The organism is Liquorilactobacillus nagelii DSM 13675, from assembly GCF_019444005.1.
Classification (GTDB): Bacteria; Bacillota; Bacilli; order Lactobacillales; family Lactobacillaceae; genus Liquorilactobacillus; species Liquorilactobacillus nagelii.
The window spans coordinates 2,373,582-2,396,142 of record NZ_CP049304.1 but is presented as its reverse complement, the minus strand read 5'-3'; the positions used below and the strand labels follow the sequence as shown (position 1 = coordinate 2,396,142).

Genomic DNA, 22,561 nt, shown 5'->3' with positions numbered 1-22,561 from the left:
TAATATTTTGATAATTGACCACAAAAAAGCTGAGTAAAATATCAATTTTAACTCAGCTTAAAAAATCGCTTTTAAAAAATTAATGCTGGATTGGAAATAATGGTAATTCTGCCAGATACAAAATATCTTTACGTTTAGCTGCTGCTCCTTCAGCTAAGATAGCACACTTATTAATCACAGTTGCTCCTGCTTGTTCTAATAATTTTTCAGCTGCTGCTAGTGATCCGCCAGTTGAAATAACATCATCAACTAAAACAACTCGTTTACCAGACAATTTGGCAGCATCTTTTCCATCCAAAACTAATTGTTGTTGCTTAGTTGTCGTAATTGAGTTAACCGGGACTTTGATTGGCTCATCCATATAAGCTTTAACGCTTTTGCGTAAAACAATAAACTCTGGATGCTGGCTGATCTGGCTTAACTCTTCAGCTAATGGAATTCCTTTACTTTCCAACGTTACAAAATAATCAAATGGTTCAAGCAGCTTGGCAGCCAATTCACTCGCAGCATAATGTGCCAACTCAGAGTCACCTAATAGTACAAACGAAGCAATTGCTGTTGTTTCACTAATTGGCATAATTGGCAGATTGCGTTTAAGCTTTCCAATTTGCAATTCATAATTTTGTTGCATTTTCAGACCCCCAAACCAATTAATGGCAAAATAAATTTCAAAACAGCTCCTGTCAGCAAACCAGCGAATGGATCAATTATTGCTGTAACAACTAAAGTTAGCGCTGGAATCACACTATTTTTGCCAGCCATCGCTGCTGCCGCATTTTCTGGGAAAATTACAACTGCTCCTAAAATCAGTAAGAAACCAGCAATTGAGGCAGTCGGAACGTATTTGCCAATCTTAGGTAACCAACCAACTAGCAAAATCACAGCCATTAATAACATCATTATTATGCCAGCAACTACTGGTTCTGGGGCGCTTGCCGTAGCGGAAATAATTGTTTCGACTGGGGCGCCACCTAATAAACTCGTCCCCATATCGGCAAACGCTTGCGTACTGGTCAAAAGATTCAAATTGACCGGGTTGGGTTTAATGCCAGTCATTTGTCCGGTAATTAAACCATAAGAAATGTTAGCTCCCACATTCAAACAAGCCAGACTTAAAGCACCCCGAACTACACGCCAACTGAAAACTGGTTTTAAAAAATGAAACTTTCGTTCAACAACATTTGCTGGTAATTCAGCCCGATAATGAATTCCAAAAGCCGCAACCAAACTTGAACCAATCACCGACAAAGTAATCGTCCAAACTAAATCTTTAGTAAATAAATAAACTAGAATTGCTATGGCTATTGATGAAGCTCCAACAGTCTTTTCATCCTGATACATACCAAGCGCAATTTTAGCAAGCATGATCCCAACTCCAGCCATCATTGCCGCCATGATACTATTCCCTAAAATGGCAACAATTTTCGTCAGCATTCCGCTGACCCCAATGAAAGCCATAATTAAGGAACCACCAAAGATAATTGAAGTTCGTTCTCGAGGATTCTTCCCCAAATTTCCAGTTAAAGCCAATGACTCTGCCTGAAAAGAAATCGGCGCTACGGAACCAAACAAACCATTAACGCCTGCTGCAAAAATAAATGAAAACATTGTCGGAAAAACTGCAAAGCCCAAAGTCATTGCCATAATTCCTTGTGGAATGCCATTTAAAACTACTCCAACTGCTGCTAAAAAGTCTGCCAACCAATGCATAAGTCCTCCAAAAAAACGAATTATTTATTATTATAATTAGTTAACGTTCATTAATAATAACAATAATAGTCTATTAGCTTTATAATTTCCATAACTTTTTCATTAAAAACGTACTTTATTTTTTAGTAGCGTTTTCATTTTCTTTAAAATTTAGGCAAACAAAAAAGTTCTTCAAACATAAGCAAATTTAGCTTAGCATTTAAAGAGCTCTTTTCATTTTTATCATATTGAATTACTCTGCCAGTCTATTGACAAAATCATTAAAGATCAGTTGCATTTTTTCATCCGTTGCCACCAGAACTTCCGGATGCCATTGAACAGCAAATACCTGATGATTATTTTTACTCTCTAAACCTTCGATCACACCATCACTAGCCACTGCCGTAACTTTTAGTGATGGTGCAATTTTACGCACTGCCTGATGATGATGGCTGTTAACCAACCATTGGTCACCATATAAATCATGTAAACGATTATCGGCAGCAATCTTCACATAGTGCGTTGCTTCAGTCCGAGGTGCTGCTTGAAAGTGTCTAATCAATGATTGCTTTTCTGCCACTGGATATTCACTTTCAAGATCTTGGTAGAGATCCCCACCTAACGCAACATTGATCACTTGCATTCCCCGACAAATACCAAAAATTTTCTTTCCCGCCGCCAAAGCTTTTTTTACCAAAGCAATCTCCAACTGATCCCGCTGAATCTCACTGTAGCCCATTTTAACGTGTGGCTCTTCACCATAAAAAATTGGTAAAACATCCGGACCGCCTGTAAAAAAGAAACCGTCGCAAATAGTAACATAATAATCCAAATCAATAACTGATTCGCTTGGAATCATGATGGGTGTTGCCCCAGCCTTAACAATTCCACGCACATCTGCTTCATTGACATAATAGCGACGAGCCCCATTGGCCGTCGTTATGCCTCCGGGTATCCCTACAATCATTTTTTTACTCATTAAAAGTCATCATCCGTTCTTTACAAAATTTAATTTCAATTAAAGTTGATAATAACAAGCTTTTGCTCCTTAAACAAGTCACTAAGTAAAAGTTTTCAAAAGTTTTTCAACTGTTTTGTTAAATTAATCAACTTTTTATCAGGATGTTAGTTTTGTTTACAAAGAAAAATATTATTAGTTGACAGTTGTCTTTCAAACCCTTATTCTTTAAGTATCATCAAAGTGTGCGAGAGGAGTTCGCTTATGTTCGGCAATTCACAATCATTAATGTGCTCAACCTGTCCATGTTGTATCAACTACAGCATGCTTTTTGAGATGCCGATCGTGAAGCAGCCGCAACTCGATTCGCTACGAATTTTTTAGCGAATGAAGAGCCTCCAGTCACGAACGGACTGGAGGCTCTTTTTTTCATTTCTTTTGATGAGAAAAAGCTAATTTTTAGAGGGGGCATTTGTATGAGAAAAAAGTTGTTAACATTAGCGGGGGTAGCTCTAGCCAGCGTATTAATCTTGGCAGCTTGTGGCAAAAGCAATTCATCAAGTAATTCCAAACAAATTTTAACAGTCGCAACTAATGCTGAAATGGCAACACTTAATAGTACCAAGTACAGCGATACAACTAGTTTGGAAGCCTTAGAAAATACGTTTGAAGGTTTGTATCGGATTAATGCCAAAAACAAACCAGTTTTAGCTGGAGCTTCAAGTGTGACAATCAGCAAAGATCAAAAAACCTATACTTTTAATCTGCGAAAAAACGCTAAATGGTCAAACGGTGATGCTGTCACAGCTGAAAACTATGTTTACGCCTGGCAAAAAATGGTTGATCCAAAACAAGCATCCCCAAATTCCCAGCAATTTCAACCAATTAAAAATGGTACCCAAATTGCAGCTGGTAAGCTGCCTGTTAAAGATCTCGGAATTAAAGCGCTCGGAAAATACAAATTGCAAGTTACTTTAGAATCACCAATTAGTTATTTCTCTGAATTGATGACTGGCGCACCATTTTATCCGCAAGATCAAAAAGCCGTCGAAAAATATGGTAACAGTTATGGAACATCTTCGGCAAAAACTGTTTACAATGGCCCATTTGTCGTCAAAAATTGGACAGGGACTAATTTAAAATGGAATTACGTCAAGAATAGTCATTACTGGGATAAAAAAACTGTTAAACTGCAAAAAGTTAATGTTCAAGTAGTTAAGGATGCCGCAACTGCTGGTAATCTTTATAAGACGAACAAACTTGACTATGCAATGCTAACAACTGATTATATTAAGCAATATGAGAATACCGCTGGCTATCATTCAAAAGCCATCCCATTGATTGGTTATATGGCTTTCAATGTTCATCGAAAGGCAACTGGAAATGTGCATTTTCGCAAAGCAATTGCGATGGCTTTCAATAAGAAATCATTGGTTAACAATATCTTACATGTCGGCTCACCCTTGAATGGAATTGTACCAAAGAATTTTGCTTACAACTCTAAGACTGGTGATGATTATCGTCAAGATGCTGGCAACATGTTAACTTATAATCTAAAGAAAGCTCGTCAAGAATGGGCTGAAGCTAAGAAAGAACTAGGTAAAGATAAAATTACTATCCAGTTGCTGACTTCAGATACTACCGACTCCAAACAAATCGGCGAATACCTCCAAAGCCAGTTAGAAACTAACCTACCTGGATTGACGGTTAATTTGAGTTCAATTCCTCTGAAATCACGTTTAGCTGCTACTAGTGCATATAATTTTGATATTGTTTATGGCACGTGGCAACCTGACTTTGCTGACCCGGTTAACTTTATCAGTGATGGTGGTCAGTATCATTTAGATGATGACTATAATAACAGTAATTTCCGTAATCTGCTGAATGAAGCTGCCACAACCTATGCAACTAACCCCATCAAACGTTGGAATGTTTTGATTCAAGCTGAAAAACAATTAATTCAAAAAGATGCCTTTACTGCACCTGTTTATCAAGGCGGCATGTCTTATCTATTGAAGAGTAAGGTTAAGGGATTACAAATCTCACCTTATGGAACTGTTTTATTCTATCGAAATGCCAGCATTAAATAATTGAATTTTTGCTTCCAAATTAATTAAAGAACAGTTAACGACAATTTTGTCACTAACTGTTCTTTTTGATTTACTATTTACTTCTGATTAAAAATAGCTGATAATTAATTTAATTTTCATTCATAGGGGGAATCATCATGTCACTTGCAAATGTTCAAAACTATTTGGCTAAATTTCATTTAGAAAATCGAATTCATACCTTTGACAAATCAACTGCCACTGTCGCTGAAGCAGCTGCTGTTCTGGGCGTTAAGCCAGCACAAATTGCTAAATCCTTGGCCTTCTCATTAAAAGAGCAACCTATTATCATCGTTATTGAGGGAACGGCTAAAGTCTCCAATCCTAAATTCAAGGCCCTTTTTAACCAACGTGCTCGAATGGTCAAACCAACTGAGTTAGAAGAATTAATCGGTCATCCATTAGGTGGCATCTGCCCTTTTGCCTTGAAACCAAATGTTGCCGTTTATTTAGATGAATCATTAAAAAATCACGAAATTATTTATCCAGCAGCTGGAACCGCTAATACTGCTGTCAAATTAACAGTTAATGAATTGGAAAAATACACTCACCCGACTGCTTGGATCGATGTTGTGAAAGAATAATTTAAGACGTGACTCAAAAAACAATTTAATCAACAAATTTTGTTAAACGTCCAATTCACTAACAACTTTAGGATATTCTCGTACTTCTGAATCAGCATGTAGTGGCTGCCAAACTTGTGCAAAAAATGGATCAACTTGAGCACGTTTGCTATAATTCCAACTTGTACGTTCACAGACTGGGCACCAATGCCCACCTTCAAGAACTAATTTAGGGCTCGCCTTAAATTCATGTCCAAATGCACAGCGGAAAATCAATTTTTCTGTCCAGTCTCCTTGTTTTGACTGATTTGAAAGACATTCCCCACCACGGAACATAGCAGCTTGCTGTAAATCTGTCAGATTCAAATTTTCGACAGGTTTGCTTTCATCATAACCATGATCAATCTTAATTACTTGATTCCAATCTTTGAATTCTTTGAAATTCTGAATTCTTTTGGGAATTTTTTTCCAAGCTGATTGACTGCCCCAAAAAGCAGCAATATGATCATCAACATGGTCCTCGATAAAATGCACCGTTCCGTGCTGGCTGCGAGCCAATTTTTGAAATTGTTTTTTACTGATAATTCCCAATAATTTTTCACCACCAGGAATTTTAGTAAGAATCTTCGCAGCTGTTGCTTTGCTGCCCATCTCAACGATAAATGCTTGGTAAAAATATTCCATTGTGTCATGTTGAAAATGTAAATAATTTTCTAATTTATCAGAATCCAAATAGTATTGACCATGAAAATTGCGGGTGGCATACATCCGTGGATCAATCATTGTACTTAAATTCTTGATTCCTAAGCGACTATAAAGTACACGATACATTTCAAGCGTACTAACCCGACAACCAGGTCCACCACCGATATTGTAAACATGATTCCAAAACATTTTTGGCAATGAGTCTTGTGTTTCAAAACGACAGAGATGACTAATCAAGCGACCAGAGTCACGATCTGACACATATTCCAAAACATTATTCAAACAATTATGAAACATGATTGCATCGTGAATTTTAGCCATATTCGGTCCCATAATACCTGTTTGACGCAAACTAACCCAATACTTCAAACCTGACTCTATTAACAATCTTTCTGCTGCCACTTTAGAAACTGCATAATAATCAAACATGCTAGGCTTAATTGGATCACCAATCCGCCCCCAATGAAGTGGAGGCATCCGATCGCCAGTTTCAGCGACAGTTCCAATTGATACAACCTTTGTAGCCTGATCCTGTTTTAACTCCCTTAGAGCCCAAATAATATTCCGCATTGAACCATAATTAACTTGCATTGCCTTTTTAGGATAATAATCGGCAGCTGGAGATACAAAAGCAGCAATATGGATAACCAAGTCAATTCCTTTAAGTATTCTTTTAACTAACTGATAATCTAGCAAATCACCATAGATGATATTAATTTGAGTATTTTTTTCATATGGTGCAACAGCAGCTCGATCTTTTTGATTATCTAAACAAAAAATAGTTAACTCATATGAAGCCAGATCAACAACCATTTGCTTTAAACACTCTTGCCCCATTGCTCCTGAGGCCCCGGTAATTAAGACTTTTTTCATGGCTTTTAAATTCCTCCTGGATTTTGCTTTTTTGGTAAAGATGCTACTCGCGGAGCAAAAACAATTTTTCTTAATCCAGCCAAATAGTGATGATTCATCATTAAGACTAGTCCTTGGGCCAAATGTAACTTAAACTGTCCAGCACTGCTAACTGACATTGAACGCAAACTATTATTTGGCAACATTTTGACTAAGAACATTCCGTTTTTCAATGATGTTTCGCGATCTTTTCCCTGTGGCTTTTTTAGAGCCTGCTGATATTCTTTTTTTCCAACGTTGATAACTGCTTTGTAGAACATCTTCCCTAAAAATGAATGTTGAATCTGATCAAGTCGAGTATTCAGTGTAATCTTTGTTTCATTTTTCATCAATGGTATTGGTCCCGTAAATAGCTGACCGAATTCAGTTGAATTAACATCCATTAAATTAACAGCATCAAAATAATGTGGCAATCTTTCTTTCTGATAAGGAGATGGAAAGTTTGTTTGGTTCTCAATTTTCAATGTTTTTGTTGCTTCAATTGTGCGGCTTGAGGAAGCTAAATAAAAATGGTATTTACCGTTTTCAACTATCCAGGTAGACGTTTGGGGATTAAAGTATGCTAAATCTTGCAGTTTAACGGACATTTCAACTAATTGGGATTGACCTTTTTTTAAAAAGATCTTCTTAAAAGCCCGTAACTCTTTGACAGGTTTAAAGACCTGTGAATTTGGTCCCCCCACATACAATTGCGCAATTTCTGCACCAGCCATCTCACCCTCATTAGATAATTCAAAAGTTGCCGTAATTTTTTTTGAATCTTGCGTAAAATGAAAATTATGATAATCAAAACTGGTATAACTCAGACCAAATCCAAACGGAAACTCAATCTTATTTGCAGACAAATTATCATAATACCGATAACCGACAAACACAGATTCAGTATACAGTTCATTTTCACCAGTCGTATACTCTGCACCAAAAGGAACTGTATCGTATGAGTTCAACCAAGTTTCAGCTAATTTCCCGCTGGGGTTGACTTCACCAAAAAGCAATTGGGCCGTCGCTTCGCCACCGCCTTGTCCGGGAAGATTCATGTTCAAAACAGCTTTTATTTTATCTAGTTCAGGAATAACTACCGCTGAGCCACCGAATAAGACTAAAATCACTTGGCAACCATTTTTGATTAGTTTCCGCAATAATGATTGCTGATTTGATGGTAATTTCAAAGTATCACGGTCATAGCCTTCAGATTCAGTTAAATCCGTTTGGCCTCCAAAAAAGAGTACCGTCGCTCCAGACTGACATTTTTCGAGTGTTTGCTGCTCAAGGTAATCATCTGGTGTCTGGTCAAACTGGCGATATCCCTGTAGATAATCAAAATCTATTTGTCGTTCGGCAAAAGCATGAGCTGGTGTGACTAATTCAGTTGGATTGACCAGAGAACTGCCAGCTCCTTGATACCGCATCTGCTGAAACAAGTCTCCAACAACTATTAAATGAGCATTTTTTTGTAGTGGTAAAACTTTATCTGCGTTTTTTAATAAAACAGCCCCATCTACTGCAGCTTCAATTGCCAATTTTAGATGTTTATCTACTAAATTTTTTTGATTGTCTGTTAAAGTTAGCTGATTTTCTGACCAAAAGATTGTTTCTAGAATTCGTTTAACTGATTTGTCTAATACTTTTTTTGATAATTGACCATTTTTGATTGATTTGGTCACTTGTGCTCGAAAGTAATCACAATCACCAGGCATTTCTAAGTCACATCCAGCAGCTAAACTGCGAACTCGATCATCAATCCCGCCCCAATCGCTAACAACAATTCCCTTAAAGCTCCATTTATTTCGTAACAACTGCTTCAATAAGTATTGATTTTCAGAACAAAATTCTCCATTAAGACGATTATAAGCACTCATTATTCCACGAGGATGCGCATTCTTAACCACCATTTTAAATGCTCGCAGATAGATTTCATTTAAAGCACGCAAATCAATTACTGAATTACCCATAAATCGGTAATTCTCATTGTTATTAGCTGCAAAATGCTTTACAACAGCACCAACACCCTGAGATTGTACTCCTTTAACATATTCCGTTCCTAAAACTCCAGCGAGGAATGGGTCTTCTGTAAAATATTCAAAATTACGTCCACATTTCGGATTTCTTTTGATATTAATCGCCGGTCCTAAAAGTAAATCAACCCCAGCCATTCGAGCTTCTTGTGCCAGTGCAACGCCGATTTTCTTGAGCAATTCAGGATCCCAGCTGGAGCCTAGTGCACTTCCAGTGGGAAAACAAGTTGCTGGAATGCTTTCGTTCAATCCTAAATGGTCAGTTTCTTCCCCCTGCTTGCGTAAACCATTCGGTCCATCAGTTAGGTAGAGTGATTTTAAATTTAAACGCGGTATCGGATTTGTTTTCCAAAACTCAGTGCCACTAATCAAAGCGACTTTTTCTGTTAAAGTTAACTGTTGCATAATATGTTCAATGGTCTGATTTAAACTATTACTCAATTATTTCACCGCCATTCAATCTCTAGTTATCTTGGATTAATTTTTCTTTTAATTTGCTTAGTGTCTCTGCTGGCAATAATTCTTTAGCATAAGCAGCCATGATGTTTAATGATACATTAGCAACTTTAGTTCGTTGGTTTTTGTCTGCCATAAACGGCAAAAAATGCAATAATTCTGACTGATTAGAGCTAATTTGCCACAAATATCCTAACGGTTGATCTAAAACCGTACCGTTAGGAATTAGTTGGTAGTCATTTTCGGCTGGGAACGGCTGCCATAATTGATTCAACCATGAAATAGTCTGTTGAAACCAAGTTGCAACTCGCGGATTAACATAGTATCGTAAGCCATTAGCCGTCATTGGTTTAGCCAATGACAAACCGTGCCGTCCATGAGCATAAATATGCAACTCAAAAGCAACTTGAGCTCTTTCTAAAGCATGAACTAACGCTAAGCTATTTTTGATTGGCACAATTTCATCATCGCGTGAAGCAAAAATAAAAGTTGGCGGTGTCTTCTGATCAACCGCTTGCTCAACACTTGGAATTGGATAATTTAAAGTTTCCCCCATCTCTGCTAAAACACACGGATATCCTAAGACCAGTGCATTAGGTCGAAGCTCTCCAGTCGTTGCCAACATCGCAGCTAAATGTCCTCCAGCAGAAAAACCACAAGCAACTATTTTGTCAGCTAACAAATGCCATTGTTTTGAGTGATCCTTGATTAACTTCAATGCCTCTTGTGCATCATTTAATGCTTGAGAAAAATCAGTCCCGGTGCCTACCGTGTATCGTAATACAAATGCTTGATAGCCCTCAGCTAGAAAAGCTGTCGCAATTGGTTCAGCTTCTCGATCACTACAAGTTTGATATGCCCCACCTGGAAAAATTAAGACTCCAGGCCGCTCAGTAGCACTTTGCATTTCTACACTCTGATCCAATAAATACACCGTTAATTCAGCCACTGATTTTTTAGTCAATTTGTACCTTAGTATTTGCATTTTTCCTCCAGTTAGCGCTTACATTAAAATGTATTTTAAACTAATTTCATTTTATCCTTAACGTCTGATTGTGTCTTGTAATTTTTATTACTATATTGTAGAATCATCTAAAACGTTTTGATGAAAGGAATACAGAAATGATTGATCCAGTTGCTTATTTAACCTATCTTTACCGTACATTGAATATCCCCCTACACTTAATATCGACTGACGGATTACAAACTGCCTTAAGTTTGCCGAAAAATACTACTTTTGACCCTTTTGGACGTTACAAAAGTGAATTATTAACTCAGAAAAGAGCCGTTGATTTTGTTGTCACTAAGGAATTTTTAGACTTTGGTATCATTTCACTCAAAAATAACGCTCAAAAAATAATTATTGGCCCGATTTCAAATACCCCTTGTTCAGATGAAAGCATTCGGCGCATTGCTCACGACCTGTCAATCCCCAGAAACTATTTAGCCGCCTTTAATGATTACTTTAAACGCTTAAAAATTTATTCTTTCAACCAATTTGTCGATATTTTGTGTCTAATTAATTACAGCCTTAATCAAACGAACATTAAACCTAGTTCACTGATTACAGTTGTTGATGATCATGAAAAAGATTTGGCGTTAAAACAGTTGCAAACCGAAGCCGCCTATAATTCTAAGGAAAATCAGGATTTACATAATACTTATGAATTTGAAAAACGTTATTTAAACTATGTTAAAGCTGGTGCGGTTGAAAAACTGCGTAACTTCATTTTTGCCGCGGCCGATTTGCGAATTGGTTACGTAGCTGAAAATAATATTCGTCAAGAAAAAAATCTTTTTATTTCATCAATTACCTTAGCAACTCGAGCAGCGATTGAAGGTGGCTTAAACACAGAAACTGCCTATCAATTAAGTGATACAGCTATTATGGAAATGGAGCGGCTTTCTTCGCGTGAATCCATCTCAAGATTAGAGCTAAATACTATCTTACAATTTGCTGAGCGTGTTAGAGCTCAAAAGATTCCTCATGTCGTTTCAAGAATGGTTAAACAAGCACTAAACTATATTACCACTCATACCGACGAACCTTTGACGATTGATTATTTAGCTCAAAAACTTGGTTACAGTCATTCTTACTTATCATTAACTTTTAAAAAAGAGGTTGGAATTCCGTTGCATCAATATATTCAAAAGCAACGACTGCAAGAAGCACAAGACTTGTTGCTATTTACCGACAAATCAATTAACGAAATCAGTACTTTCCTGAATTTCTCAACTCAAAGCTACTTTCAAAATGTTTTTAAAAAGGAATTTGAGATTACACCATATCACTTCCGACAACAAGGCAAAACCGAGCCTCACGCGTAATTCTTTTAAACAAAAAGCACTTCACAACCGTTAGACTTTTGGTCTAACAATTATGAAGTACTGCACTTGACCATTCTAGGAAACGCTTATTCAATGTTTATCAAAATTATTGTTTAAACTTTTTTGGGCTGAAGTCATTGATTCCATAAATGATTCAAATAGACTTTTATCACTCTTCTTATAGTTAAAATCTTCATATTCATTAAAATCCTGCGCTAAAATAAAAGCTTCCAAGTAAACACGCAAACACTCCTTAGAAAATTTTTTTAAATCATCTGACTGAGTCAATTGGTGCTTTTCAACGACTGCTGCTGCGAAAACATCCTCATTAATTTTTACTTTTTCATCCATAAAAATTCTCCTTAAGTTACGTCTTAATATGCTAACATTTTCTAATTAAGTTTCACTGTTAGAACCTGTAACGAGCTGGCTGGCAAGATAATTACCAAATTGCCATCAGTTATTGGGATCTCTTTTCGCCTAATCCGCAAATTTTCATTTGCTTGACCAAAGAAATTCAATCCATTTTTTGCTTGTCTGACAGTGTCACCTAAAAATTCTTGTTTAATTTTTGTATCACCTATATTTTTGATAACTAATTTAATTTTTTTTGAAATACAAGAACAATTTACCAATTTAATAAATAGTTTTTTGTCATCTCTCGTTACTGAATAGTAAATCTTAAGTGGAACTTTCCCCTTTGTAATAACAGTTTTAGTTCCTAAATTATTTGAAAATAGTTTTTGAACTAAATAATTGGCTGTAGGGCAATAACATTGCGGATTAAAATCAATCAAATTATGATTCCATTGTTCACTACTTACGAGATTGAACAATGGAGCATAGGATGCCATTTCAACTACATCGCTGTTACGTTCAATTCCTGTCAAAAAAGCAGCTTCCGATAAAGCAGACCAAAATGTATTAGCTCGCTGTGGTGTCTGCTTTCTTCCAGCCATTAATCCATTTGCTGCATATTCTCCAAAATAAGCCTTAGCACTATTTCGTTGATATTTATCAAAACGGTGTGCTTGTCTTTGAAACCAACCCGGTGAATGATAACTATGTTCATCAACAATCAAATCTGGATATTTGTTACGTGCTAATTTCCAAGCTGGTCGCATTGTATGCTTAAAAGGCAAAAAGCCAGCCGATAGTATACAAACCATTTGTGGGTAATGTAATTGAATTGCCTGCTTTATCCTCTCAAACTTCTCTAGATAGTCCTTGCCATAGTTTTCGTTCCCAATCCCAATCATTTTTAGTCCAAATGCAGCTGGATGCCCCATTCTGGCCCTTAAAGCCGCCCATTTATTAAGCTCAGGATTTCCATTAGCAAATTCAATTAAATCCAAATAATTTTGAATTACATTTTCTTTGAATTCATTGCTGTCGATTGCTAAGCTATTTTTGCTACGCAATTGACAATTAAGACCTGCATATAATGTAGGTAACGGCTGAGCCTTTAAATCCTCACAAAGACAAAAATATTCATAAAAACCAATTTGGAAGGATTGATTATAACCACCATCTGGTATCTTTTCGCCCCACAGACTATAATCTGCTTTGCGTGAATAAAGTGGGCCTACTGTGTTTTTCCAATTATATTCATTTCCCTGTGCATTACCTTCAACAATGCATCCACCGGGGAAACGTACAAATTTCGGCTTTAATGCCTGCAAAGCCATAACTAAGTCTTTGCGTAATCGACCGTAACGCCATTTAGGATCTTGATTATTCCAATAATCCAAATCAAAAAAAGACAAACAATCTAAATCTAGTACACCATTACCAATAAAATAAATTTTCAATTTTCCGTATTGTCTACCAATTCCATTTAATTCAATTTTTTGAAACTGCCAGTTTTCTTTAAATGGCAGCAATTTTTGCCTAGTTGTTAATGCCTTCCCCTTTTGATCAACTATTTCAACAAATACATCTCCTTGAAAATTCTTACTGCGAAAATAACCAGAAAATTGATAAGTTTTATTGACGTCAATTGCATAAGCACCATAAGCTGACCATTTTTTACCACCGTTATAGCCTAGGTTCTCCAAAGTAGCACTGTTTGAAACATTAATTCGCGCATACCTGCTATTCTTATTCAATGGTGAACTGCTTTCGCTAGTTATTTTACCGGTACTTAAATTCCAGTATCTTAAGTAATCTGTAATTCCTTTTTTTGTCTGTCGATCAAAATAATAGCCATCAAAGCTATAATTATTTATTTTATTAGCATTTAATCCGCCATCACATGCAAAATTTATATCTTCAATAAAAATTCCATATAATTTTTGACTAACATCATGAGCTTCTTTGGCAGTATCAATCAGTAGCTCCTTCAATTTTGCTCCCCCCTTTCTCTTAAACTTTATCATAGCTTTATTGCTGAAGTTTTTAAGTTTAATTATTGTGAGCTTGAAAATCTTGGTTCATAACCTCAATAACTTTTTCAAAAAGTGGTCTTGCTTCTGCAGAATACGAAGCAACTGTATTTACCGGTTCATTTTGAACGTATTGCAACATTTGGTTATCCAGCATTCCAGGAACTGCTTGATTTAAAAACTCACGTGCTGCATCATTTTCCAGCACCACGTGGAGGGGCGTTTCCATTGAATATTTAGGAATTTCCAGCTTTGTTTGTGTTGCATATTGATAACTATATTTTCCCGATCCTAATTCTATTTTTTCATCTTTTTCTGGCAACCAAACTTCTGCTGTGGTATTTGCTGGAATTTCAATTACTACTTTAATTTGCTGATTTTTACATTCCCAGTTGCAAATAATTGCACCGTAAACAGATTCGAATTTCAAATTAACATCTGTAAATCCCTTAGTTAACCGTGGTCTTAACATAAATTTCCGATAACCCGGAGCTAATTCCTTCAAACCACCAATTTCACGATACATCCAATCTCCAATTGACCCGTACGCATAATGATTTAAACTATTCATATTCTTAGGATTAAAACTGCCATCAGGTAAAATCGAATCCCAACGTTCCCAAATTGTGGTTGCTCCCATACTGATTTCATATAACCATGACGGACAATCCTCAGCTAGTAAAATTTTACGCGCTAAATCGTGTGCACCATTTTCAGATAGCACGTGACAAACAAATGGTGTCCCAACAAAACCTGTCGTCAAATGATTTTTATGTTCTGCTAAATTGTTAATCAATCTTTCTAGTACCTGCGATCGATTTTTTTCTGGAACTAAATTAAAATGTAGCGCTAAAACACATGCTGTTTGCGTCTCGCTAACCAAACGTCCATTCGCTGTAACGTACTCTTGACGTATGGCCGTCATTAAGTCTTGATAGCGCGCATGATAAGCGGCGGCTGCTTCAGCTTCCCCTAGTTCATTAGCTGCCTTGGCAGTTAAATTAAGTGAATTAGCATAGAATATATTAGCAATTAAATAACGATCAGTTGCACCAACACGTTCATCAGTCAGGCCTTGTAGCTCAGCATCCAGTGCCAACCAATCACCATACTGATAGCCACTTTGCCAAAGTCCTTTTTCATTGGTATGTTTCTGTATATACTCAATCCATTGTTGCATAATTGGATAATTTTCCCGTAATTGGGTTAGATTACCATATGTCTGATAAAGGCGCCAAGGAAGAATTGTTGCAACATCCCCCCAAAAAGCCGTTCCTTCTTGATTAACAATATCGGGAACAACTTGAGGTACTCCATGCTTTACACTTTGCTCGCTAGCCAAATCACGTAACCATTTTTTGAAAAAACTATCTGCTTTACGATTAAAAACAGCTGTATGACAAAAGGCACTCACATCTCCTGTCCAACCTAATCTCTCAGACCGTTGCGGACAATCTGTAGGAATATCCACAAAATTATCCAATTGGCCCCATACAATATTGTTTTGTAGTTGATTAATTAATTTATTTGAAGTTGTAAATAAACCAGTCTTAGCTAATTCACTAGACAATGCCCATGCAGTAAAATTCACTAACTCGATTTGATCAGCTTCAAAACCTATTAAAGATATATATCTGAATCCATGATACGTAAAGTTTGGATGAAATTCTTGTTTACTCCCATCACAAATATAAGTATCCTCTGCTTTAGCAAAACTCAGATTTCCAGTATAAAAATTACCATCTTGATCTAACGCTTCCGCATGTCGCAATGTTATTTTTTGACCTGTTTTTCCTTGAATTTTGAAATTCACGAAGCCAGCAATATTTTGTCCAAAATCAATTACTGTTTCTCCCGCAGGTGTTTGAATTAGCTTTTTAGCTGAAAAATGCTTTATAACCTTAACAAATTCATCTTCCTGTGCAACCAACAAAGACTTATCTTTATCAATAACTTTAACTGGTTCAACAACGGCTTTGCTATAAGTGCTATCATAGTTTTCACCGTTATAAAATTCAGCCATTCTAAGTGCACCTTCAGTAACTTGCCAATCAGTTTCATCTGTTGCAATTATTTGTGATGTGCCATCTTCATAATCTAATTTGACTTGCGCTATAACTGCCACTTTTTTTCCATAACGTTCTGCTTGAGGCATAAAGCCTAATGTTCCCTTATACCAACCATTTGCCACTGTAATTGCCAATATGTTGTTTGTTTTCAATTGTTCTGTTACGTCATAAGTTTGATACTGAATTCGCTGATTATAATTTGTCCAACCAGGAGTAAAATAGGCATCTCCTACTTTTTGCTGATTTATTTCAGCTTGATAAATTCCTAATGATGAAACATAAAGTCTAGCTCTTACTAATTCTTCTTTAATTGAGAAATTGGTAAAAAACACGGGGCACCCTGTTATTCGACTTTCTTTACTTGTACTTATCCAATCAGCTTTGAAATGATCGCCACCAAATAACCCCGTTTCAAATTCTGTTTCTGCCTGTGCTTGTTGATGATGATTATCCCAAACAGTCACTTCAACTAAATATTTAGTCTGTGCTTGCAATTTTGGCCCTTGATATACATTAAATGTTGATTGACTACTTACTTCTTTTTTACTGTCCCAAATTAAAGTCTTATCTGAAAAAACCTTTAGCTCAAAAGCCGTCTGCACAGTGTTTTGTTGCTCTGAAGCTAACTTCCATGAAAAAGTTGGTTGTTGTGTATCAATTCCGATTGGTTTTATTAAAGAATCAACTAAAATTTCAATAATCTCCATCGTATATTTCCTCCTAATATAATGCTATTTTTGATTCAAAACGGTTAGCATTTGATTTAGTTGAGTTAGTGTTACTCCAGGAACAAAACTCAATAACTGTCTTAACGGCATTGATTGCACCATTGCTACCATCATTTCCTGTGAAACTGCAGCATCAGGATCATCTTGTTTAACATCAGTTGGTGCAGACTGTTGCATCATCGCTTGTAACTTAGGCCCTGCTACTGGATCTGCAAGAATATCTCCCATTGTCGAGTTCAAATTATACTCAACTGGAATTCTCGTTGTTGTTAAAACCTTAACTTGTTTTTCTAAACGAATATCATTCACTGAACTACCAATTTTTATTGTATATTTTCCAGTTTCAACATGCCAATCATGTAATTTAGTTTCCCAATAGGCAAATGCCTTCTTATCTAGTTCAAATGATACTGTCTGTGTTTCGCCAGGTTGCAACAATATTTTTTGGAAAGCTTTTAATTCAATAACTGGACGAATTATCTTTCCTTTTTCTGAGGCAACATATAATTCAACAACTTCTTTTCCAGCAACTTTACCGGTATTAGTGATGTCCACATTTACAGTTAAGCGGTCAGTATCATCAATTTGTTCTTGATCTAAAATTAAATTGCTATAGGCAAAACTTGTATAAGACAAACCATGACCAAATGGGAAAAGAACCGGTTGTTTTTTAGAGGTGTAATAGCGATATCCAACAAACACCCCTTCCCGATAATCAACCTGATCACCTTGACCACCATAGAATAAATATGATGGATTATCTTCTAAATGAACTGGAAATGTCTCAGCTAGTTTTCCCGATGGATTAACTTTTCCTGTTAAAATATTAACCACAGCTTGGCCTACAGCTTGACCGCCCAAATATGTTTCAATCACACCTTTAACTTCATTAATCCATGGCATTTCTACTGGTGAACCGTTATGCAAAATAACAATTGTATTTGGTTGTACTTCAGCTACTGCAGTAATCAATTTATTTTGATATTCTGGTAACTGCATTTTAGTCCGATCGTATCCCTCAGATTCAAAACTATCAGGTAACCCGGCAAAAACAACTGCAACTTGACTTTTTTTAGCCACTGCGACCGCTTGTTGTAATAGTTTTTCGCCTTCTGATTGATCTTGATCATTAAAACCAGCCGCATAATCAAAATCAAGTCCCATTTTCTCGGCTGCTGCAACTGCTGAAACAACCTTAAAGCTGTTAATGTGGGAACTACCACCACCTTGATAACGGGGGGTTACCGCATATTCACCAATTAACGCAACTTTTTGAGTTGAATTCAATGGTAGCACCTGATCTGCATTCTTTAATAAAATAATTGATTCCTCAGCTACTGTTTGAGCGACGCGATGATCATGTTCTAGGTCAAGTGGATCTTTTGAATTATGCTGATCGACATATTTAAAAATAAAAGTCAAAATCCGTTTAACAGCTTGATCTAACTCTTTATTGCTTAAGCTACCATTCTCAACCGCAGCAATAATTTGTTGGGTTGTTTCCTCACCGGTTCCTGGCATCTCTAAGTCAAGACCAGCTTTTAATGACTTGACACGGTCATTAACTCCGCCCCAATCGCTCATGACCATACCGTCAAAGCCCCACTCTTTACGTAAAATATCTGTTAAAAAGTGCTTGCTATCACCAACATACTCGCCATTTACCCTATTATAAGAACTCATGACAGTCCAAGGTTTAGCTTTCTTAATTGCACCCTCAAAAGCTGATAGATAAAGTTCTCGTAAAGTCCGTTCATCAATATTAGAAGAACTGGTCATTCGGCGAGTTTCTTGGTTGTTAGCTAAAAAATGTTTAATACTGGTTCCAACATGATGTCTTTGTACACCCTTAATAAAACCAGTAGCCATTTTGCTAGCAACTAGCGGATCTTCTGAATAATATTCAAAATTTCTTCCACCTAATGGAGAACGTTTGATGTTAACCGAGGGGCCTAAGATGGTTGCAACATCAAAATGTTGGCATTCTTGTCCAAGACTATCACCTAACATTTCAGTTATTTCGGGATCGAAACTAGCTGCGCTCAAACAGCCTGCCGGAAAACAAACTGCTGCTACACTTTTTTCAATTCCTAAATGATCTGCTTTAGACTCTTGTTTACGTAGTCCATGTGGTCCATCAGAAACCATAACTTGTGGAATGCCAAATTTTTCATTTTTCTTTAAAAACCAGAAATTTTCCCCTGAACAAAAACTCGCTTTTTCTTCCACTGACATTTTATCAATAATTTCAGTTATTTTTTTTGAATCCATTTCTCTCTCTCCTGACTTAATCTCATAATTGCCTATTTTGCTTTATTCTTTCTTTCTTTTAAGTCTTTAACAATCACACCCATTTTACTTTCCAAATCATAACGGCTGAGGCAAAGTAAAATAATTACCTGAATAATGATTGGAATATAGATTGAAAAACTGTAAATTGCATAAATCGCACTTGTCGGTTGAGTTGCGGCAGCATCATTATATGCTCCTAAAGCTAACAACCATCCAATAACTGATGCTCCTAAACCAGAACCAACCTGACCACCAAAACCAGTTGCACTATTTGTCATCCCTAATAAACGTTTGCCCGTTTTCCACTCATTATAATCAACACAATTGTTAGTCATAACTGAGATTAAAGCCATTGGGGGAACCGTTCCTAAAGTTGCTGTTGCACCAAAAACCAAAGTAGCAATTAAACTTGATGGCATAAACACACGAATTGCATTACTAATTAAAACAACCCAGGCTGAAATTTTCATTGTTTTGGTGACACCGAATTTTTTTACCATCGGCGAAATGATAAAAAAGCCTAATATAGTGGGGATTAAGCCTGCTAATCCCATCAATGCAACATAGTTATCACTGCCTAGCACCCATTTTGCATAATAGGCTCCACTAGCACCGCTGATTCCATAAGTTGTCTGGAAACAAAACTGAACAATTAACATGATAATCCAATATTTATTTTTAAATAAGATTTTTGCACCTTCACCTAACGAAACATGCTCATCAACATTTTTCGCAGCTACAACAGTTGAATTAACATCACTATTTTCACGAGAATGACGATATAAAAAGATTAAACATAGAAATTCAATAACACCAAGAATAATTGCTAATTTCAACCAAGCAGCTGCAGTACCGCCCAGTAAGTTAGTAATTGGAATAACTAACATTGATATAAAAGATCCAGCAATATATCCTAAAGCTGCCCGCCAAGTTCCCATGATAGAACGTTCTTCTTGGCTTTTTGTCCGTAAAAACATAATTGAAGTATATGGAATTGCAATCGCTGTATAAATTACTGCTGTTAACAAAATATTGGTAAGCAACATATAACCTAATTTTCCCGTTTCATTAAAAGATTGCGGTACATAGAATAAAAGTATTGTCACAAACATAGCTGGAATGGCCATTCTTAAAAACCAAGGACGACAAATTCCTTTTTTAGACTTACCTTTGTCCATAATATGACCCATGACTAACTGGGCAAAAGCATCGACAATCTTGGCAATAAATAACACGGTTGCAACTGCTCCAGCAGCCACACCAATTTTATCCGTATAAAAATAAGTTATTTGTCCAACTAAACCTGAAATAATATTTAAAACTAATTGTCCACTACCATCAGCAAAATAGTCACTAAATCGCATTGTTTTTTGAATTCCTTGACTATCAACACCAAGATCTTTTTTATGAAAAAATCCTGCTTTAGCTGTTTCTTTCATAGTGTTTCCCTCCTGCTCAATAAAAGCTTTTGCAAAAAACAAAATTATTATTTAAGCGAACTGGCCAATCCTCTTAAACTTTAGAAAACGTTCTCACAAGTTAAGGATATCCTGTAAGCGGTTAACATTCTTGTAAAAACAAACTATATTTTGTAATTGTCGCTTTTAAATAATACGCTTTCAAAATTTGCGAGTTCAAATCATTTATTTAAGGCTTTCATCACAAGAAAACTTCTATCATGTAAAGCTTCCTGAAATTAGCAAATTAATCGAGAATAGACTCAAACTAATTCAACTTAATGGCAAGCACTAACTCAGATAAAATTAAAAATGTTTGATTTAGCTATTCTTCAAACCATAAAAAAATGAGCTTCAGCTTTGCTTAAGCCCACGCTTTTCATTTTTAAATTCATCGTTTATAGTATTTTGTTATATGTCAAAATTTGAGGATGATAAACATTTTCAAAATCGACAGTTGTTAGTGAAAGATTAGCTGGTTCTACTATGGATTCTGTTGCTGTTCCAAATCGCGCCATCAAGGTTAATAAAATAGCGCTATGACAAATAACTACTACTGGTTGATTTTCCCACTCGATAATTTGTTCAATTCCTAATAAAAATCTTTGCCAAAACTGCGCACTGGTTTCAGCTAACCCTAATGGATCTTTTTGAGCTAACTGATCTTGAAATTGATCGGGTGTCAGTGCATCCAGAAGCTTAGCTAGATTTTGATATCCCAGATCTTGATAAACTTTTGTTTTCAAGACACCCTCATAGCTACCATAAAACTGTTCTCTTAAATTACTCAAAGATACAATTTGAAATTTATGATTGTTTTGATTTTTTAAACCTTCAATGATTTTAGCAGCTGTTTTACTAGCCCGTCCTGTATCACTGCAATAAATGTTTTTAGAAATATTTGGTGCTGTTTCAATTAATTTTTTGCCAAAATTCACAGCAGTTGTTTTTCCTAAAGCTGTCAACGGTGTATCCGACCACCCCTGCATGCGATTTAACCTGTTAAAGTAAGTTTCTCCATGTCTCACAAAATAAATTTTTTTCATATTACAACCTTACCTTTCTCGATACTGTTCCATTTTGTGTTGAAAAATTGCTTCTGTCATTCCATAGGCAGTAAAGCTAATTGCATTTGCTCCAGCATCGATCGTTGCTTGAATTTCAGCTGTAGTCCTGCCGCCTGATGCTATTAATGGAAAATTTGGTGCTTCCACTGCAATTTGATGGCGCACCCAAGCAACTAATTCAGCTGTTTTTTTACCACCGGCGATATTAAAAGCCTTAACTCCAGCCTGAATCCGCTCACGTAGATCAACATTTTGATTAACAACTGTATAGATCAGCGGGACATCAACAACTTTATGAACAGATTTTATTGTTTCAATGGTTGTTGGGGCATTTAGCACAACTGCTTGAACACCATGTTCTTCAGCAAAAAGGCCAATTGTTGCCGATCGTAACCCTTTAGTTAAGCCGCCGCCGATCCCAGCAAGAATAGGTACATGTGAAATTGTAGCAATTGCATCAATAATCTTAGTATTTGGTGTCCACGGATAAACCGCTAGAACAGCATCGGCATTACAATTAGCGATTACGGCCACATCCATTGTATAAATAATGCTTTTGATTCGCTTACCATATAAATTAATTCCCGTTGCATTTTTAATAATTTCTGGAGCTTTAACAATTTCTGTCCTTAATTCAGAATTCAACGCTGGAACTATTTTTCTTGCTGGTTTCATATTAATCACCTCGTATAAAATTTTTTCTCATAAAAAAAGTCTACAAAAACCTTCTTTTACCAGAAAGTCATTGTAGACGTCATCAGGAACTCCATTAGCGAACGTCATCGCTTATTAATTTTTTTCAGTATACCAAATCAAGTCAAGCGGCACAA

Annotated in this window: 16 protein-coding genes; 3 read left to right on the top strand and 13 right to left on the bottom strand. The window is 36.3% G+C overall.

Annotated elements, in window-relative coordinates; genetic code table 11:
* Window positions 1-79 precede the first annotated feature (79 nt).
* The 3 genes from G6O73_RS11885 to G6O73_RS11875 all read right to left on the bottom strand — a co-directional run bounded on the left by G6O73_RS11885 (window position 80) and on the right by G6O73_RS11875 (window position 2,668).
* Window positions 80-631, bottom strand: coding sequence for a phosphoribosyltransferase family protein (locus G6O73_RS11885; protein ID WP_057885302.1), 552 nt, complete (start codon window positions 629-631; stop codon window positions 80-82).
* Between the two features lie 2 nt (window positions 632-633).
* A complete protein-coding gene (locus G6O73_RS11880) occupies window positions 634-1,710 on the bottom strand; it encodes a hypothetical protein (protein ID WP_057885301.1) in 1,077 nt (358 codons plus the stop codon).
* 232 nt (window positions 1,711-1,942) lie between these two features.
* Window positions 1,943-2,668: a gamma-glutamyl-gamma-aminobutyrate hydrolase family protein gene (locus tag G6O73_RS11875; RefSeq protein WP_057885300.1), complete on the bottom strand. Its 726-nt coding sequence runs from the start codon at window positions 2,666-2,668 to the stop codon at window positions 1,943-1,945.
* 455 nt (window positions 2,669-3,123) lie between these two features.
* Between G6O73_RS11875 and G6O73_RS11870 the strand changes: the two genes are divergently transcribed.
* Both G6O73_RS11870 and G6O73_RS11865 read left to right on the top strand, forming a co-directional pair.
* Complete coding sequence (locus G6O73_RS11870) at window positions 3,124-4,737, top strand: peptide ABC transporter substrate-binding protein (protein WP_057885299.1); 1,614 nt, start codon at window positions 3,124-3,126, stop codon at window positions 4,735-4,737.
* A gap of 137 nt (window positions 4,738-4,874) precedes the next feature.
* Window positions 4,875-5,339 (top strand): YbaK/EbsC family protein, encoded by a 465-nt coding sequence (locus tag G6O73_RS11865; protein WP_057885298.1) that lies wholly within the window; start codon window positions 4,875-4,877, stop codon window positions 5,337-5,339.
* A 42-nt stretch (window positions 5,340-5,381) separates the two neighbouring features.
* Here G6O73_RS11865 and G6O73_RS11860 read toward each other — a convergent pair whose 3' ends face one another.
* Genes G6O73_RS11860 through G6O73_RS11850 form a run of 3 tightly spaced genes read right to left on the bottom strand, consistent with a single transcriptional unit; the run spans window position 5,382 to window position 10,391 of the window.
* On the bottom strand, window positions 5,382-6,896 hold the full coding sequence (locus tag G6O73_RS11860; protein WP_057885297.1) for an NAD-dependent epimerase/dehydratase family protein: 1,515 nt from the start codon (window positions 6,894-6,896) through the stop codon (window positions 5,382-5,384).
* A 5-nt stretch (window positions 6,897-6,901) separates the two neighbouring features.
* A complete protein-coding gene (locus G6O73_RS11855) occupies window positions 6,902-9,391 on the bottom strand; it encodes a beta-glucosidase (protein ID WP_057885296.1) in 2,490 nt (829 codons plus the stop codon).
* Between the two features lie 22 nt (window positions 9,392-9,413).
* On the bottom strand, window positions 9,414-10,391 hold the full coding sequence (locus G6O73_RS11850; RefSeq protein WP_083478461.1) for an alpha/beta hydrolase: 978 nt from the start codon (window positions 10,389-10,391) through the stop codon (window positions 9,414-9,416).
* Between the two features lie 137 nt (window positions 10,392-10,528).
* Between G6O73_RS11850 and G6O73_RS11845 the strand changes: the two genes are divergently transcribed.
* A complete protein-coding gene (locus G6O73_RS11845) occupies window positions 10,529-11,734 on the top strand; it encodes a helix-turn-helix domain-containing protein (RefSeq protein WP_057885295.1) in 1,206 nt (401 codons plus the stop codon).
* A 90-nt stretch (window positions 11,735-11,824) separates the two neighbouring features.
* Here G6O73_RS11845 and G6O73_RS11840 read toward each other — a convergent pair whose 3' ends face one another.
* The 7 genes from G6O73_RS11840 to G6O73_RS11810 all read right to left on the bottom strand — a co-directional run bounded on the left by G6O73_RS11840 (window position 11,825) and on the right by G6O73_RS11810 (window position 22,406).
* Window positions 11,825-12,085 carry a hypothetical protein gene (locus tag G6O73_RS11840; RefSeq protein WP_057885294.1) on the bottom strand — a complete coding sequence of 87 codons (261 nt, stop codon included), beginning with the start codon at window positions 12,083-12,085 and terminating at the stop codon, window positions 11,825-11,827.
* Between the two features lie 41 nt (window positions 12,086-12,126).
* Window positions 12,127-14,079: an alpha-L-arabinofuranosidase C-terminal domain-containing protein gene (locus G6O73_RS11835; protein WP_057885293.1), complete on the bottom strand. Its 1,953-nt coding sequence runs from the start codon at window positions 14,077-14,079 to the stop codon at window positions 12,127-12,129.
* 58 nt (window positions 14,080-14,137) lie between these two features.
* Window positions 14,138-16,894 (bottom strand): alpha-L-rhamnosidase, encoded by a 2,757-nt coding sequence (locus G6O73_RS11830; RefSeq protein ID WP_057885292.1) that lies wholly within the window; start codon window positions 16,892-16,894, stop codon window positions 14,138-14,140.
* A 24-nt stretch (window positions 16,895-16,918) separates the two neighbouring features.
* Window positions 16,919-19,186, bottom strand: coding sequence for a glycoside hydrolase family 3 C-terminal domain-containing protein (locus tag G6O73_RS11825; RefSeq protein ID WP_057885291.1), 2,268 nt, complete (start codon window positions 19,184-19,186; stop codon window positions 16,919-16,921).
* Between the two features lie 32 nt (window positions 19,187-19,218).
* Window positions 19,219-20,646 carry an MFS transporter gene (locus G6O73_RS11820; protein WP_057885290.1) on the bottom strand — a complete coding sequence of 476 codons (1,428 nt, stop codon included), beginning with the start codon at window positions 20,644-20,646 and terminating at the stop codon, window positions 19,219-19,221.
* Between the two features lie 416 nt (window positions 20,647-21,062).
* Entirely contained in the window at window positions 21,063-21,710 is a 648-nt protein-coding gene (locus G6O73_RS11815; RefSeq protein ID WP_057885289.1) for a histidine phosphatase family protein, read from the bottom strand.
* Between the two features lie 9 nt (window positions 21,711-21,719).
* Window positions 21,720-22,406: a hypothetical protein gene (locus G6O73_RS11810; protein WP_057885288.1), complete on the bottom strand. Its 687-nt coding sequence runs from the start codon at window positions 22,404-22,406 to the stop codon at window positions 21,720-21,722.
* Window positions 22,407-22,561 lie beyond the last annotated feature (155 nt).

Bases quoted from the DNA above. Each gene is read 5' to 3' on its own strand.
- G6O73_RS11840 (WP_057885294.1), bottom strand. From the start codon at position 12,085: ATGGATGAAAAAGTAAAAATTAATGAGGATGTTTTCGCAGCAGCAGTC.
- G6O73_RS11880 (WP_057885301.1), bottom strand. From the start codon at position 1,710: ATGCATTGGTTGGCAGACTTTTTAGCAGCAGTTGGAGTAGTTTTAAAT.
- G6O73_RS11865 (WP_057885298.1), top strand. From the start codon at position 4,875: ATGTCACTTGCAAATGTTCAAAACTATTTGGCTAAATTTCATTTAGAA.
- G6O73_RS11885 (WP_057885302.1), bottom strand. From the start codon at position 631: ATGCAACAAAATTATGAATTGCAAATTGGAAAGCTTAAACGCAATCTG.
- G6O73_RS11870 (WP_057885299.1), top strand. From the start codon at position 3,124: ATGAGAAAAAAGTTGTTAACATTAGCGGGGGTAGCTCTAGCCAGCGTA.
- G6O73_RS11825 (WP_057885291.1), bottom strand. From the start codon at position 19,186: ATGGATTCAAAAAAAATAACTGAAATTATTGATAAAATGTCAGTGGAA.
- G6O73_RS11810 (WP_057885288.1), bottom strand. From the start codon at position 22,406: ATGAAACCAGCAAGAAAAATAGTTCCAGCGTTGAATTCTGAATTAAGG.
- G6O73_RS11845 (WP_057885295.1), top strand. From the start codon at position 10,529: ATGATTGATCCAGTTGCTTATTTAACCTATCTTTACCGTACATTGAAT.
- G6O73_RS11860 (WP_057885297.1), bottom strand. From the start codon at position 6,896: ATGAAAAAAGTCTTAATTACCGGGGCCTCAGGAGCAATGGGGCAAGAG.
- G6O73_RS11875 (WP_057885300.1), bottom strand. From the start codon at position 2,668: ATGAGTAAAAAAATGATTGTAGGGATACCCGGAGGCATAACGACGGCC.
- G6O73_RS11820 (WP_057885290.1), bottom strand. From the start codon at position 20,646: ATGAAAGAAACAGCTAAAGCAGGATTTTTTCATAAAAAAGATCTTGGT.
- G6O73_RS11850 (WP_083478461.1), bottom strand. From the start codon at position 10,391: ATGCAAATACTAAGGTACAAATTGACTAAAAAATCAGTGGCTGAATTA.
- G6O73_RS11815 (WP_057885289.1), bottom strand. From the start codon at position 21,710: ATGAAAAAAATTTATTTTGTGAGACATGGAGAAACTTACTTTAACAGG.
- G6O73_RS11830 (WP_057885292.1), bottom strand. From the start codon at position 16,894: ATGGAGATTATTGAAATTTTAGTTGATTCTTTAATAAAACCAATCGGA.